At 41.3% G+C, this 16,131-nt stretch carries 13 protein-coding genes; 11 read left to right on the top strand and 2 right to left on the bottom strand.

Features of this window, described 5'->3' with window-relative positions:
- The first annotated feature begins 15 nt into the window (after positions 1–15).
- From IGI52_RS11270 to IGI52_RS11255, 4 genes are all read left to right on the top strand, one after another.
- On the top strand, positions 16–1,083 hold the full coding sequence (locus tag IGI52_RS11270) for a M24 family metallopeptidase (RefSeq protein ID WP_438781325.1): 1,068 nt from the start codon (positions 16–18) through the stop codon (positions 1,081–1,083).
- Positions 1,076–2,263 (top strand): MalY/PatB family protein, encoded by a 1,188-nt coding sequence (locus IGI52_RS11265; RefSeq protein ID WP_438781323.1) that lies wholly within the window; start codon positions 1,076–1,078, stop codon positions 2,261–2,263. The genes IGI52_RS11270 and IGI52_RS11265 overlap by 8 nt, the downstream gene beginning before the upstream one ends.
- Before the next feature lie 124 nt (positions 2,264–2,387).
- A complete protein-coding gene (gene truA / locus IGI52_RS11260; RefSeq protein ID WP_438781321.1) occupies positions 2,388–3,125 on the top strand; it encodes a tRNA pseudouridine(38-40) synthase TruA in 738 nt (245 codons plus the stop codon).
- Positions 3,126–3,231: 106 nt separating this feature from the next.
- Entirely contained in the window at positions 3,232–3,843 is a 612-nt protein-coding gene (locus IGI52_RS11255) for a Type 1 glutamine amidotransferase-like domain-containing protein (RefSeq protein ID WP_438781320.1), read from the top strand.
- A 53-nt stretch (positions 3,844–3,896) separates the two neighbouring features.
- Here IGI52_RS11255 and IGI52_RS11250 read toward each other — a convergent pair whose 3' ends face one another.
- Complete coding sequence (locus tag IGI52_RS11250) at positions 3,897–4,667, bottom strand: ABC transporter permease (RefSeq protein ID WP_016179672.1); 771 nt, start codon at positions 4,665–4,667, stop codon at positions 3,897–3,899.
- Complete coding sequence (locus tag IGI52_RS11245; protein ID WP_102871867.1) at positions 4,660–5,577, bottom strand: ABC transporter ATP-binding protein; 918 nt, start codon at positions 5,575–5,577, stop codon at positions 4,660–4,662. Before IGI52_RS11245 ends, IGI52_RS11250 begins: the two co-directional genes overlap by 8 nt.
- Before the next feature lie 184 nt (positions 5,578–5,761).
- On the opposite strand from IGI52_RS11245, the gene IGI52_RS11240 reads away from it, so the two are divergent.
- The 7 genes from IGI52_RS11240 to IGI52_RS11210 all read left to right on the top strand — a co-directional run bounded on the left by IGI52_RS11240 (position 5,762) and on the right by IGI52_RS11210 (position 16,131).
- Complete coding sequence (locus IGI52_RS11240; protein ID WP_438781318.1) at positions 5,762–6,640, top strand: LysR family transcriptional regulator; 879 nt, start codon at positions 5,762–5,764, stop codon at positions 6,638–6,640.
- A 94-nt stretch (positions 6,641–6,734) separates the two neighbouring features.
- The gene (locus IGI52_RS11235; RefSeq protein WP_438781316.1) at positions 6,735–7,676 is read left to right on the top strand and encodes an NAD(P)H-binding protein; all 942 of its coding nucleotides are present in this window, start codon (positions 6,735–6,737) and stop codon (positions 7,674–7,676) included.
- A 150-nt stretch (positions 7,677–7,826) separates the two neighbouring features.
- Positions 7,827–8,162: a PadR family transcriptional regulator gene (locus IGI52_RS11230; protein WP_176674974.1), complete on the top strand. Its 336-nt coding sequence runs from the start codon at positions 7,827–7,829 to the stop codon at positions 8,160–8,162.
- Positions 8,152–8,910, top strand: a complete 759-nt coding sequence (locus tag IGI52_RS11225) for a permease prefix domain 1-containing protein (protein ID WP_438781314.1) — start codon at positions 8,152–8,154, stop codon at positions 8,908–8,910. The genes IGI52_RS11230 and IGI52_RS11225 overlap by 11 nt, the downstream gene beginning before the upstream one ends.
- Positions 8,911–8,999: 89 nt before the next feature.
- The gene (locus IGI52_RS11220; protein WP_438781312.1) at positions 9,000–10,688 is read left to right on the top strand and encodes a MutS-related protein; all 1,689 of its coding nucleotides are present in this window, start codon (positions 9,000–9,002) and stop codon (positions 10,686–10,688) included.
- Positions 10,689–11,164: 476 nt separating this feature from the next.
- Entirely contained in the window at positions 11,165–14,566 is a 3,402-nt protein-coding gene (locus IGI52_RS11215; RefSeq protein ID WP_438781311.1) for a SpaA isopeptide-forming pilin-related protein, read from the top strand.
- Complete coding sequence (locus IGI52_RS11210) at positions 14,563–16,131, top strand: SpaA isopeptide-forming pilin-related protein (protein ID WP_438781309.1); 1,569 nt, start codon at positions 14,563–14,565, stop codon at positions 16,129–16,131. The genes IGI52_RS11215 and IGI52_RS11210 overlap by 4 nt, the downstream gene beginning before the upstream one ends.

Below are 16,131 nucleotides of genomic sequence, written 5' to 3'. Positions count from 1 at the left end.
ATGGGAGCATTATAGATGAGAATTGAAAAAATCCGACAGCTTTTAAAAGAGTCAGAAAAAGACGCAATCATCATCAAAAATCGTGAGAACAAAAAATATTTTGGTTCGTTAGGAGGCAGTGGCATCTATCTAGTTGTCACGCCTTCTTCACAGGTGCAGTTTTTTGATGGTCGTTACCGGCAGGAAATAAAAGACCTAACAAATGGTTTTGAAAATTATGAAGTCCCCCAAGGCAGTTATCTGCCAAAGATTTTTGACTGGCTGCAACAACAGGGGATTAAGCAATTAGTGATCGAGCCGAATGGATTGTCGATCCAAGAATATCGTGTGTTGTCGGAAGAATTTGTCGTCGAGATCTGGTCGCATCAGCTTCAAGAAATCCGAGCAATCAAATCAGCGAAAGAGATTCAACTGATTAGAAATGCCTGTGTCTTAACCGATGAGATTTTTGCTGAATTAGTACCGGAAATCAAAATTGGCATGCTGGAAAATGAACTAGGAGCGTTGATTCATTATCTTTCATTGAAAAAGGGAGCCTCAGCGATGGCCTTCGAGCCGATCGTTGCCAGTGGTCCCCGCAGCGCGTTGCCTCATGGACGCCCAACTGAACGAGCATTTGAACAGGGAGATTTTATTACGATTGATTTCGGAAGCGTCTTGAATGATTACCAGTCAGATATGACGCGGACCGTGATGCTAGGCGAGGCTAATAATGAATTACAAACGATTTATCAAGTAGTAAAAGAAGCCCAGCAAGCAGCCGCAGATTTTATTCGTGAAGACGTGACCGGTCAGGAAGTCGACGCGGTGGCTCGTAAAATAATCACTGAGGCTGGCTATGGCGACTATTTCAGTCATGGATTAGGGCATGGTATCGGCATGGGCGGCGATGTGCCAATCCTGAATCCGAAGAGTCAAATGGTACTAAAGGAAAACATGGTGATGAGCGTTGAGCCGGGGATTTACCTGCCAGGTGTCGGCGGTGTGCGGATCGAGGATGATGTCGTGATCCAAAACGGCATCGGGGTCGCCTTGAATCACACAACGAAGGAATTAGTGAGCGTAGGTGAATGCTATGTATGATTTGGATAAGGTAATCGACCGTAAACAAGGCAATGCCCGCAAATGGAGCAATCAAGTATTAAAGGAAAAATTCGGCTTAGCTGAAGACGCGATCCCGATGGATTTGGCGGATATTGATTTTGAAGTCGCACCCGCGATCCAAGCGGCGCTCATGAAACGGGCGAGTATTGGCGACTATAGTTATTCTTATGTGCCAGATGAATTTTATCAGGCAGTGATTGATTGGAATCAGCGGCGCTATGATACACACATCGAAAAAGAATGGATTAAGCTGACCTTCGGAACGGTTTCGACCTTGCATTATATTGTGCAGGCGTATACGGAAAAAGGTGACGGGGTTCTGATCAATACACCCGCCTACGATCCCTTTGCGGAAGCTGTAGAACATAATGAACGAACACTTTTTTGCAGCTCGCTGATTAATCGCGACAATCGGTATTATCTTGATTTTGAAGATATGGAACGGCAGATGCAGGAAAATAAGATTAAGCTATTTATTTTTTGCAGTCCGCAAAACCCTTCTGGCCGGATTTGGACGAAGGATGAACTGTTTCGTTTAGCAGAATTATGTCTTCGTCACGATGTTCTATTGGTCTGTGATGAGATCCATCGCGATATCGTCTATAAAGGACAAACCTTTACCTCGATTTGGAATGCCCATCCCGAGATCGCGCAGCATAGTGTCTTGTGTCTGTCACCGAATAAAGGCTTCAATCTAGGTGGATTGAAAACCTCCTATGTGGTAATCCCAAATCAACAAATTAGAGAAACACTGTTGAATCAATTGCAAAAAAATTCTATCACTTCACCCCATGTCTTTGCTGTGCCGGCAATCGTAGCGGCTTACAATGAGAGTGAAGCTTGGCTGGATGAAATGATCGATTATGTGGCGGAAAATATGCAAATCGTTTACGATTTCTTTGCGGAAATCCCAGAAGCCAAAGTAATGCCGGCCGAATCGTCATTTTTGGCCTGGATTGATGTTCGTGATTGGTTTAAGGATGAGACGGACATGCAAGAATTCTTCCGGCGAGCGAATTTAACGATGGTCGTTGGCAGTTATTTTGTTCAAGATGGTGAAGGGTTCGTTCGTTTGAGTATCGGCATGCCTAGGGAATTGTTGCTGGAGGCATTAGGGCGGATCAAGAAAGAATATGTTCGAAGCATGGAATATGTTTAGCTTTTAAAAGCTGGAGCATCGTTTTATGGTGCTCTGGCTTTCTTTTTGTGCTCCTTCACTAGAGCATCCCAGATTTCTGTGGTACAGTGAGTCAGTGTGAAACTTTAGAGGAGGACAAGATCCTATGCGAAATATTAAATTAACCATCGAATACGACGGCAAGCGTTACCTAGGCTGGCAGCGTTTGGGAGATTCAGAAAAAACGATTCAAGGAAAGATCGAAAGTGTGATTGCGCAAATGACGGGTGAAAAGATCGAGATCATTGGTTCAGGACGAACCGATGCGGGAACCCATGCGAGGGGACAAGTTGCAAATTTCAAAACAAATTCAGAAATGGCTCGCAATGACATGCTGGTCTTTTTCAATCGTTATTTGCCAGGAGATATCGTAGTGAAAAAGGTTGAAGAAATGCCGGAACGCTTCCATGCGCGTTATAACGTGAAGGGCAAGCAATACAGCTATTACGTCTGGAATGATCCGATTCCAACGGCTTTTGAACGCTATCATAGTTTTTACGTTCCGCAAACATTGGATATGGATAAAATGAATGCCGCTTGTGAGAAATTACTAGGAACCCATGATTTCATTGGCTTTTCGGCATTGAAGAAGACCAAGAAATCCACGACACGAACAATTGAGAAAATCTCGATTGAACGCGACTACAGTATGCTGCATTTTACCTTTGTCGGCAATGGCTTCTTGCACAAAATGGTCCGGATTTTGATGGGCACCATTTTGGCGATCGGAGCTGGGAAGTTGCCGGTAACTATCATCGATGAGGTGTTAGAAAAGAAAGTTCGCCAAGAGGCGGGAGAAACGGCGCCAGCGCAGGGACTATTTTTGGACGAAGTTTATTATTAAGTTAAAAACTGGTTTTGGACGCTTTTGTGTCTGAAGCCAGTTTTTTCGCTGATCGCTTCCTTCCTAGCCTATAATGAATATATATGACGAGAAAGAGGGATTATTGATGAGAAAGTTGTTTTTGGTTTCGTTGTTTCAAAACGTTTCAGGATTATTGAAATCTGTTGAAGAAGTGAAGGATAAGACTGTAACGTACATTCCAACAGCCAGCAAAGTTGAGAAGCTAGGCTTTTTTATTCGAATCGGCAAGTGGGCTTTACGATTTAGCGGAATGAAAGTAGAAGAACTAGAAATTTCACAGGCAAGATTTGAACAGATTCGAACAACGTTAGCAAAAAATGACATCATCTTTGTAGCCGGCGGGAATACCTTTTTCCTGCTTCAGGAATTACGCCGAACAGGAGCGGATCAGCTAATTATTGAGGAGGTAAACAAAGGCAAGCTGTATATTGGAGAGTCGGCAGGTGCGATCGTTGCTTGTCCGGATATCGGCTATTCTTCTATCATGGATGATCCGAAAAAGGCTGCTGACTTGACTGATTACACTGGCTTGGGTTTGGTTGATTTCTACGTGGTTCCTCATTATCAGAGTCGGGAATTTAAGGACTCTTCCGAGCAGATGGTGCAAGAAAATCAGGCACAGAAAAAATTAGCGATCATCAATGATCATCAGGCGATTTGGGTTTGGGATGAAGGGGTTAAGCTTTTAGAGAGATGATAAATAAAACAGCAGATTGCAAGTCATGAAAACTTACAATCTGCTGTTTGTTTTTAACTTCTCAACCCACGTCCACGATCAATCAAATACCAGCAGACGCTATAGAGCACAACGATAAATAATACTAAAATGGACATTGAGACAACGATCGACACATCCATCACACCAAGGAAGCCATAACGAAAACCAGAGATCATGTAAACGATCGGATTGATTTTTGAGACAGCTTGCCAGAATGGCGGCAGCATCGAAATGGCATAGAAGACCCCACCAAGATAAGTCAGCGGCTGTAAAACAAAGGTCGGAACGATCGATACATCATCGAAGGATTGAGCGAAAATCCCGTTCAACAGTCCAGCCAATGAGAATAAAATAGCGGTCATCAACAAGGTAATGACAACGATCACCCAGGAATAGACGTGTAGCGGTACGAAGAACAAGGAAATGATCGTAACTAGTGTGCCTACCATGACACTGCGACCAACTCCGCCGATCACAAAGCCCCAGATGATGATGTGAGTCGGAACAGGTGCTACTAGGATTTCTTCGATATTCTTTTGGAATTTTTGTGAAAAGAAGGAAGAAGAAACATTGGCATAGGAGCTAGTAATAGCAGACATCATAATTAGACCTGGAACGATGAATTCCATGTATGAAAAGCCAGCCATATCACCGATTCGTCCACCGATCAAATTGCCGAAAATGACAAAGTATAAGGACGTTGTGATGACAGGCGGTACTAAGGTCTGTACCCAGATCCGCAGATAGCGGTTGGTTTCTTTGACTGCCAGACTTTTTAAAGCAGTGAAGTATAGATTAGACATGATTTTCCTCCGTAATTTTTAGGAATAGTTCTTCTAAACGGTTGGATTTATTCCGCATGGAAAGGACTTTGATTCCTTGATTCGTCAGTTGTTCGAAGAGCTCATTGATTCCTTGATCCCGTACGACTTCTACTTCGAGGGTTTGATCGTCCTCAAAAGTATAGTTGAAGCCAGTGATTTCCGGCTTTTTGTTGTAAGGAGCCAGATCAAAAATAAAGGTTTCAAATTGCAGCTTGGCTAATAAGGATTTCATACTGGTATTTTCAATCAATTCCCCTGATTGAATAATGCCGATGTTGCGGCAAAGCATTTCCGCTTCTTCCAGATAATGGGTTGTTAAGATGATCGTTGTGCCGCTTTCATTCAGTTCTCTTAAAAATGACCACATCTCGCGGCGCAGCTCGATATCTACACCCGCAGTTGGTTCATCCAAGATTAGCAAGCGCGGTTCATGCATCAGGGCGCGGGCAATCATCAAACGACGTTTCATCCCGCCAGAAAGCATTCGGGCACGGACATTGCGTTTTTCCCATAGGTCGGATTGCTTCAAGTATTTTTCACTGCGGATCATGGCTTCTTTACGAGGTACGCCGTAATAGCCCGCTTGATTGACGACGATTTGTTGAACGGTCTCAAAAGGGTTGAAGTTGAATTCCTGCGGCACAAGCCCGATTTGCTGCTTTGCCATTACCAGCTCGGTGTCCAAATCATAGTCGAAAACTTTTACGCTTCCAGCGGTTTTATTGACTAAAGAGGTGATAATTCCGATCGTCGTTGATTTTCCGGCACCATTTGGCCCCAGCAGCGCATAAAAATCGCCTTCTTCAACGACTAGATCAATTCCTTTTAAGGCCTCCACACCAGTGGCATAGACTTTTCTTAAATCTTTTATTTCAAGTGCATTGGTCATTAATGTATTCTCCTCGTTTCTGTAAGGTGTTGATTTTGATAGCTTCAGTTTCGTTTCATCCAATTCTCTATTCTATCATTGTTTTTTCCGATCACAAGCCTGAAATGCTTAATTAGAATCTGAATTTTTTGAGGTTTCTCTTTCATATTTGTTAAAATGAAAAAGAAGAAGCGGAGGAAAGCGTATGTATTTAGAAAAGTTGAAATACTTTATTGATTTAGTCCAAACTGGCAGCTTTACCAAAGCTGGAAAAAAGAATTTTGTTTCTCAAGCAAGTATCACACAACAGATTCGTTTATTGGAGTCTCACTTTGCCTGTCAGTTAATTGATCGCTCGACGATTCCTGTAAAGCCGACTGAAGCTGGAAAGATTTTGTATCAAGAGGCGTTACAGCTAATCCAGCAATATGATCGATTAACGCAACGGATGGCGGATTACAATGAGCAAAGAAACAGAGTTCGGATCGAATACACTTCCATCATGGATATTCAATTGTTTTCTCAGATTGTGCAGGATAAAAAGCTTGAAGAAGAAAACATTCTGTTAGATGTGGAAAAAGTGCCATTAAAGGGTGTCGCTGAAAATTTGTTGAATCATCGGTATGATCTAGCAATTAGTTTTGATTCGGAATTTTTTGAAGAAAAGCAAATTCAAACACTTCCTCTGTATTATGGAGATTATTGTGCAGTGGTTGGTAAGAAGCATCCGTTTTTTACTAAAGAATCATTGACGCTTGAAGAGTTGTACGACCAATCCATTGTGATGCTTTCGCCAGAAACGATCGGGAAATCTTACTATCTAATGCTGGAGCATGCGTTGCAGGATGGGTATGCTCCTAACATCGCAAAAGTGACTAATGATATCGAGACGGAAATCTTTCTGATCCAGAACAATGAGATGGTGGGCTTTTTCCCTGAAAATTACCCATTGATCGAGGATGACATGGATCTGAAGTCTTTACGCATCGAGGATTCTCACCATCAATTTGAGATTGTTTTAGCCTATTTAGTCAACGAACAAAATGTGGCTGTTCAGCGATTGCTTGAGCTTTTGAAAGCATAATAACTTTTACTTATAGGGCATTAAATAGATGTATTGGCATTTGATCACTAAATCACATAAGCTTAACTTATCAAAAATAAGGAGGCTTTATTCAATGAATAAATTGATTTTGACAGGTGTAGATGGCAATTTAGGCGGACAGGCAGCCGAGTATCTTTTGACAATCGCAGAAAAGGACCGTTTAGTCTTTTGCGGTTATGATCCCGCTTCGTTAGAAAAATTTTCAGCTCACGATGTAGAAACACGGGAAACCAATTTCAATCATGTCGAAGGATTAGCCGAAAAATTTGCAGGGGGAGAAGTATTAGCGTTGATCTCAATGCCTTTTGTAGGAGAAAAACGGCAAGCTGCCCATAAAAATGTCGTGGATGCTGCCAAAGCAGCTGGTGTTAAGAAGATCGTGTATACTTCCTTGGTCAATGCGGCAGATCCAGAAAATCCAAGTATTGAGAAAATCGACCACGCGTTTACAGAAAAATACATTGAAGAAAGCGGACTTGATTATATTTTCTTACGCAACTCTCAATATGCGGAAGCAATGATTACGAATTATTTCACCTATGTAAAAGGCGACGGCGTGCTAACCAACAGCCAAGGTGATGGGAAAATGGCGTATATTTCAAGAAAAGATTGTGCCAAAGCTGTTGCTTATGCTTTAAATAATCAAACGCTGCATCATCAAATTCTAAATATCAATGGAAAAGAGTTAATGACGATCAGCGATTTTATTGCAATTGGAAATGAGGTCACTGGTAATAAGGTTAGCTACAAAGAAATCTCCGATGAAGAAAATTATGCGGTATTCGATGCGATGGGCGTTCCGCGGACCACAGAAGGAAAATTCAAAGAAGATTCGGAGGCTCCTTTTTCTTCTGAAGGAATGGTTACTTTTGCTCAAGCGATTCGGGAAAATAAGATGGCTGAACACACCGATGATTTTGAAAAATTGACCGGTGACACGCCACTAACTGTTCGCTATATGTTTGAACATGCAGAGGAATTTCAGGTAGGCGAACGCCATTCGAAAGATGTGTAATGGATAAGGAAAGCATCTCACCTGTTTAGATAGGTGGGGTGCTTTTTTGGTGTTAAAGGGAGAAAGAATAATGTGGAAAACCTCACGTTGACATATGTAGATTATCGACATATACTATAAGTAGATGATCTACATATGGAGGTGGAAAAGATGCTTGATAAAGGATTAGTATCTGGTAGCACGACAATGTTGATTTTAAGCTTACTCTCTGAACGCGACATGTATGGTTATGAAATGATTGAGCTTTTAGCTAGTCGCTCGCAAAATGTTTTTGAGTTGAAGACGGGTACCCTGTATCCATTGTTACACCAACTAGTTAAAACGAACTATTTAAATAGTTATGAAAAAGCAGTGAACGGAAAAAAGCGCAAATATTATCAATTGACTAAGACCGGGAAAATTTATTTAGAAGCCAAAATCAAAGAATGGAATACCTACTCTAACACCGTTTCAGATATCTTGGGAGGTGTTAGTTATGGACACTAAAGACTATTTGAGAAAGCTATCGAAGTGCATCAAAGTGACCAGCGTCCGTCGAGAGATTATTCGTGAATACGAAGAGCATATTGAGGATCATAAAGCAGCTTTAATCCGTCGAGGTTTTAGTGAGGAGGAAGCTGAAAGAGAAGTATTGACTCAATTAGGCGACCCAATCAGCCTTGGTGAAAAATTGAATCAAGTTCATCGCAGAGGAATCGAATGGGGAATGACCATTTATTACCTTGTTTGGGCTGTTGTTCTGAATTTAGTTCCTTATTTGTGGGGTGGCAATCTAATCATGACCTCTGCACCAGCTTTTATTTTGTATGGAATTGCCGGTATTCTTGCAACTGCTGGTTTTTCTGTCTGCTTTCTTGAAAAATATACTGATGCTTCGCTGTTTTACGCCTGGGGGAATAATTGGGATGGCGGTGGCCTGACGAATAGTGGATTGATTCTTGCTATTGCGATTGTGCCAGTGATGGGCTCCATCCAATTGAAAATCATTTGGATACTTGTAATCGGTGTTTTGCTAAATATTGAGAGATATTCTATCGCGTTTTTGAGGGATCGGAAAGAGCAAAGATTACTCTGGGAGATTGGTGTGGCGATTACGGATATTTCATGTAAGGGTCAAGGAATCATTGCTGGGAAGAAAATTCATTTAAAGAGTAAAGAGGGATCAATCAAGAAAGGTTCGCCATTTGTGATTATTGGTTTGGAAGGTTTCAAGCCGGTGGCGATGCCGATCTAAGGTATAGGTGAGGACCAATCAGTGTGTGATTGGTCCTTTTTAGCAGTTATCAAAAAAGCTAATTTTGCCAATCTATTTCTAATGGTAGAATGAATAAAAAGAAAAGCGGGGTTTGGCTATTGGGAGTTATTGAGGTTTATGGGATTTTGTTTGGGATTGTCGGGGTATTCTTTGTTTTTTATGCGTATTTCTTGTATCGCAAGAATCTAAAAATCAAAGCGCAGATCAAAGCAGAATATGGCAAGAAACCGGAATGGAAGCTGGATGAACGGGATTATGCCAGTATGAAGAGGTATCATCAACAGAAGAAATCGGATGAGCCGACGATTGATGATATTACCTTCAATGATTTAAATATGGATGAGATTTTTAAACAGGTAAAAAATACGCAGTCTAGTATTGGGGATGAATACAGCTACGATTTTTTTAGAAGGCAGAAAAATCCCGATTTGACTCATTTTGAAGCGGCTGTTCAGTGTATGAGTGAGCAGGCTGAAGCTCGGGAAAAACTGCAATTTGCCTTTTATCGAATTGGGCGGAAAACCAATAATCAGTTGGTTGAATTATTACTGGAGCCCAGTAAGTTTCCTAAAATAGCGATGCTGCCAATTATTTTGGTGACGGTAGTCGGAATAGGCAGCTTGATCTGGCTGGCAGTAGATATTGATTATGGGATTTTAGCTGTCTGTATGAGCTTTTGTGTAGGTTTGATTTTATTTTCGATCGTGTTGCGAAAAATTTATCAGGCGTTTGAAGCTTTGGGGATGTTTACACGCATGGTTCGGGCGGCGAAGGTGATGGTGAAACTAGAGCTTCCGGCCTTCAAAGAAGAAACCGATCAGTTGCGTAAAAATCTTAAAGTGTTTAAAAACATTACAGGACTGGCAGATTATATTGTGCAAATCTCTGGCTCTTCCAACAGCCTAATGATGATCATTACTTCTTATTTTTCTTTGTATGGCTATGCTTATTTTATCATGGTCAAGCTGTTTCAAAAGTACCGCAGTGAAGCATTGAAACTGTATGAAACCATCGGATACATCGAGCTGTGTATTTCGATTGCTTCTTATCGAGAAAGTTTGCCATATTATTGTCTGCCGAATTTTAATGATAATGATAAGGTAACGTTTGAAGAGATCGTACATCCGCTGTTAAAAGAGCCGATCCCGAATACGCGCAGTATGGGAAATAAGGTGTTGATCACTGGTTCAAATGCCAGCGGAAAATCGACCTTTGCTCGAACATTAGCGATCAATGCCATCTTTGGACAGCTGTTTAATACTTGCTTGGCTAAAAGCTTCAGTTTTAAACCATGTGTTGTCTATAGCTCGATGAATCTAAAGGATGATATTGTCACCGGCGACAGTTTCTATATGGCAGAGATCAAGTCGCTAAAGCGCTTGTTAAAAATCGCTGAATCTAAAGAGTATACCATGATTTTTATGGATGAAATGTTTAAAGGAACCAACATGATCGAACGGATCGCTGCTGCTTCGATTATTCTGAAAAAATTTGCTGACTTGGATTGTTTCATTTGCTTGGCAACACATGATGTAGAGTTGAGCCGAATCTTAGGTGAACGCTATGAAAACTATCATTTCCGAGAGGTTGTTACAGCGGATGATATTCTATTTGATTACACGTTGCGAGAAGGCGTAACGACTGGCAGTAACGCGATTAAATTATTAGCCTATTGTCATTATGATCAAGAAATTGTTGATCAGGCCGAAAAGTATGCTGAGAATTATCGACTATCAGGCGAGTGGGAAAAACTATAAGCAAGCACTCAAGACCGTGTCCAATTAGAGGATACGGTCTTTTTTGGATTGTTTATCTTTCATTATTTTTATTATTTATTTCAAGTTCCTAGAGTCGTTGGCAGTGATTTGATGAAATAATTGAAAATTAAGCTACTTAAAACATTTTTCAAATAGACTATAAATAATTTTGGATCATTATATTAATTTTATTTAAAAAGAATGATTTTACTGCTTAATTTTAACCTCTTATTCTGATTATACGCATCTTGTTCCAGAAATATTGTCACGAAAAAATATTATCAATATAATAAAAATGATTTTAAAATGATTTTCTGTATTTATTTTATAAGCGAAAAAAACTTAAAGATTTATGGAAATGATCGAGTAAAATCATTTATTTAGTTTTAGCTTTGGAAATAAATACATCGGGGAACAGAGTGGAGGCGATTGCTTATAAATGGAGTAAAAAAAGTCATAAGTGAAAGGAGGGTATCATGAATAAATTCAAAAGCCACTGGTGGCCGTTACTATCGATTCTATTGATCGTCTTGTCCAGCTTTCCGCTTCAAACGATTGCTGAGAATCTGCAACCCTCCGAGGGATACAGTGTTAGCAATATGCAATTAACGGATTCTGAGGGAAAGACGTTGCCGCAGGAAATCGATCCTGAAGCGACACTGCTGGTCGAATTTGATCTGGCAATTGGTGAAAATGAAAAGAGTAGTCTGCAACTACCGACAGAGATCAAGGCCAACGATCTGAAGCTTTATCAACAAGAAGGGATCACTGTTTCAATTGAAGAGAATCAGCTGGTGATCGTTAATAATAATGATCAGAAGACATCGGTTGAAGACGTGAATTTCGAATTTCAATTAACGAAGCAGGTACGTTCGGCATCACAAACCACGTTGAACTTCTTTAATGCCTTTACGTTTGATCTGAATCTCAAGCAGGATCAATCAGCAGAAACAGCGGGTAAGAAAAGTACGACGAAAAAGAAGGCCAGCGAAAGCAGTCAGCAAGTGGAAGCATTTGGTGGAATCACACCATTTTCGGGAAGTGACAAAACAAGTTTAATTACTGATATGTTACTGAACAATATTTATATCAAGAGAAACAGCAGCGAGAGAATTTACATCGTAAAGGACACGGTAGTGCAGAGTCCTCAACCGACGATCAAGGTTGGCGATGGTGTCTACTTTGACTACACGTTCACTGTTGACTCTAGTGTGAATTTGAAAAATGGTGATTATATTTATATTGACTTGCCTGATGACTATTTCAATTTCTCTACTGTTAGTAATTCCGTTCCATTTTATGATGAAAAAAATGGCGATAAAATCGGAGATATGACGCTAGAAACGATAGGCACTAAAAAACGTTTGAAAATTACCTTCAACGAAGCCGTCGAAACAGGCTGGAATGGACTGGACGACTGCTATGCGACTGCTTTTGGGACTGCCAATAAGGAAGACAGCAGTGGTTCAATTGGTGACAATCAAGTCGGAAGCTATCCAATTGTGATTGAACCAAAGCCATCTGAATCTATTTCAGAGACACCGATCGGAGATCAAAAAACATTTACAAAAAATGGTTCTGCTACGAACAATAGTAATGAAGTCTATTGGAATATGCCGCTTATGATGGATAATTACAAGAAGGCGCTTGAAGGCGGTACACCTACTATGTATAAAAAAGTTGTTCTAAAAGATCAGCTTGATTCCTCACTAACATTATCTAGCTATAACATTTACATGAATATCTATGCGGTGAATGAAGATGGAGACATGACAAAAGATCCAATAGGACAAATGCAAATGTTAGGACAAGATAATGCTCCAAGTACGGTACCTTTAGAACCACTAACACAGAATCCTTCTGAAACGGACGCTGAATTCGAAGCTCGGATTGAAAGCCATACATATCCCTGCTATGGGGTGACTTCTGGCAATCTATTGGTAATGAATTTTAAAGATTTACCGAATATGAGTAATGATAAAAGTAATGGTCTGATTCTATTTGGTAACGGAACAAAAAATGCCAAAGAACGGATCTGGGATATTATCCAGACAGCCGTTGATGAAGGGAAAATGAGTGCTTCACGTGGTGACAAAACGAAAGAAGCTTACGAAAAGTATTTTAGCCATGATAGTGACCAGACCTTTGACAACTATCCGTTTAATATTGTCACTCGAATTTATGCTAAAACGACTTTAGGTGAAGGTTCGATCATTGAAAACAAAGCGACGGTTTATTGGGAAACCAATACTGCCGGTGAAGAAAGTGACGTAAGTAAAGTCACTGTCAGTAACTGGGGGGGCGGAGCGACTCGCGTACCGCCGACAACTTTCCGGTTGAAGAAGATGGATAAAGACACTCAAGTCATTCTAAAGAATGTCGAGTTTGAACTAAGAAAAGAAGAAACTCCAGGGTCAGGGACCTATATCATGATTTCCGGCGGTAAAAAGAAAACTGACAGCAATGGTGTTTTACTTTATGAGAACTTGACAGATGGCAATTATTGCTTAGTTGAATTGAACAATCCTGATCCCCGCTACACAGATAAGCTGGAGATCATTCCACCAGATGGGAAAAATGAACCTGGAAAATACTACTTCACCATTAATAAAACCAAGGAAGAGGGTGTGGCTGTCAGTGCCTACAATCATCTAGCCAAAGGGAAAATTACGTTGATCAAAAAGGATGCAACGACTGGAGAAAAGCTAAACGGCGCACAGTTCACCCTTCGAAAGAAAGATGGCAGCGAACTCGTTACTCCGCGCTTTCTCTTGGAGACTGGTAAAAATTATCTATATCAATACAATGAGACAAGCAAAAAATATGAGTTCGTAGAAGATGGCGGATCAACTGCTAAAAAAGGCGAGATCACCGTCTCAGGGTTACCGATTGATGAGTACTATTTCCAAGAAGAAGCCGCACCTGATGGTTATACCTTTGATGATGATGGCAAATCCAGTTCGGCAGAAATCACTGCTGAAGGTGATGAAGTCAGTGTCACTAGAGAAAATCGCCAAAAGGTCGGGAAATTGAAGCTGACGAAAAAAAATCCTGATGCTGAAAAATTAAATGGTGCAGAATTTGAATTGTACTTGGTCAATCCAGACAGTTCTGAAACAAAAATGGGCACCAAATTTGTTACGGGTAAGGATTATGATTACACGTACAACACTGGTGACAAGAAATATGAATTTGTTGAAAGTGCGGGAACGAAAGGTGAAATCACAATCAACGGCTTGCCTTTAGGAAAGTATTACCTGCTGGAAACCAAAGCCCCCGATGGCTACAAAATCGTCGGTGATGGCAAGACGGCTGTTAGTGAAATTACCGATGATGGCGTGATCATTACCTACGATGTTACCAATGATCTAGCTGTCGGCGGCGTGACGCTGGAGAAAAAAGACGCAACCAATGGTAATAATTTAAAGGGTGCGAAGTTCAAGGTAGCGACAGACAGTGCTGGGACTACTTGGTTTGCCCTAGAAGAATTGGAAGTCGGTGATGGGACGACAGCTAAAGGGACTTACAGAGCAGTCAAGAACGGTTCTGATTGGAATTTCCAACTAGAGAATGTGGCCACGCCTGTTGGGGAATTAGTGATTACGGGTATGCCGGAAGGAACCTATTATTTTGCAGAAACCAAAGCGCCGGAAGGTTATGTGACACTTTCTAAAACTATCGCTTTCACGATTACCGGTGGACAATTAGCTACGGCGAATGTGGTCACGGTCGAAAACCATCCGAAGGGCACCTTGCCTGAAACTGGTGGTAACGGTCAGACCTGGATGATTGGATTGGCAATCCTTTCTTTCGTGATTGTGTCTCTTTATTTTGCGAATGAACGATTCAAGCAATTAAAGGCAGGTGATGGACGATGAAAATGAGGCAAGTTTTCTCTCTGCTAGTTCTGTGTCTTTTGGGCATCTTCTGGATTCAAACAGCTGATGCCACAGGAGCAGAAACGCAAGTCCATCTCCACAAACGGTTGTTTGTAAATCAAGAAATTCCTAGTCAGATCAATCAAAGCGGCGAGCTGGGAAATGCGGAACTGTTGAAGGAGTCGTATGGTGTTAATGGTTCAACCTTCGCCATCTTTGAAGTTAGTAATTATCTTCAACGCTTAAGTACGAATTTGGATCAAGCCAAAGAGTTGATCGCTGATGAAGCGACTGTCTTACGGAGTGAGCTGGAGGTCTTGGCGACACCGAGCCATCCGGAGAAAGCGACGATTCAAGCTCGTTACCCGGGGATTAAGTTTGTTCAAACGAAGGAGACAGCAAAAGGAACCTTTGTTGATAGCAATGGGAACAGCGTGACCGAAGATGGTCTGCTTTCCGTTTCGTTGGCAACCGGTCAAAAGCAAATTTATCTAATCGTTGAGCTGAATAGCGGGAACCAATTACCGGTGGATCAAGTCGGTTTATCTAGTTATTTGGTGTTAGACAGTCATTTGCTTACAGCAGATGCCACGCATGTGTATACCAAAAATCGCGGCTATGTCCGAGAACCGTATTTTGTCAAAATGGCGAAGGAGCATGACGGTTCAGAAAAACCACTGGCTGGAGCAAGCTTTGTTTTATCAAAGATTGAGAACAACGAGAAATTCTATTTAAGAAGTACGGCAGGCTCGGTCAGTGATTGGCTTTCGGAAAAAGAGGTCAACGAGTCCCCATTAAAAGATCAACGGGTCAAAAAAATGGTCTCTGATCAAGACGGGATCGTTCGCACTAATCTAGGCCTTAAAAGCGGCAACTATCAGTTTGAAGAAGTCGCGACGGTTGATGGGTATGAAATTTCTGATCAAGCTCGCAATATTTCGGTAGAGATTCCGCAGGATCAGCGGCAACTGATTCTGATTAATGGCATTGAAGTAGGCGCGCTGTCAGAAAAAGAGAAATTACCAGTTATTTACAATCAACGAGTCGTTGGAAAGAAAAATTTTCAAAAGATTGATGAGCATTCCGGTGATCCATTAAAGGATGCGAACTTTGTTGTGGTGAATAAGGACATGCGTTACCTGACGAAGAAGCGGCAATGGGTCACGGCCGAGTATGGCAACGATCATCTGGACGAATTGCTGATTTTGACCTCCGACGAGGAAGGATTTTTCGAAATCAGCGAAACGGCTTACGGCAGCTACTCGCTATTAGAGGTTCAAGCACCGGACGGCTACCTTTTACCAGAAAATCACTTTATTGATTTTGAGATTAATGCGGTTAGTGGTGAAACCAAAGAACCGCTGAAAATCGTTAATAAGAAAGGTGAAAATCCTGAGCTGCCTTCTACCGACAATCCGCCGAATGAGCGTGTGAGCTATTGGCTGCCTAGTCGACGGCTGCCGCAAACGGGGATGTCGCATTCGATTTATTTATTGGTTATGGGTGTTATCTGTGTTCTCACAGTCATCATTTTTAGTACAAATAAGAAGAAAAAGGAGTATTAG

Source organism: Enterococcus sp. DIV0187 (assembly GCF_051713785.1).
GTDB lineage: Bacteria > Bacillota > Bacilli > Lactobacillales > Enterococcaceae > Enterococcus_A > Enterococcus_A avium.
This window is presented reverse-complemented; position numbering and strand designations above follow the sequence as displayed.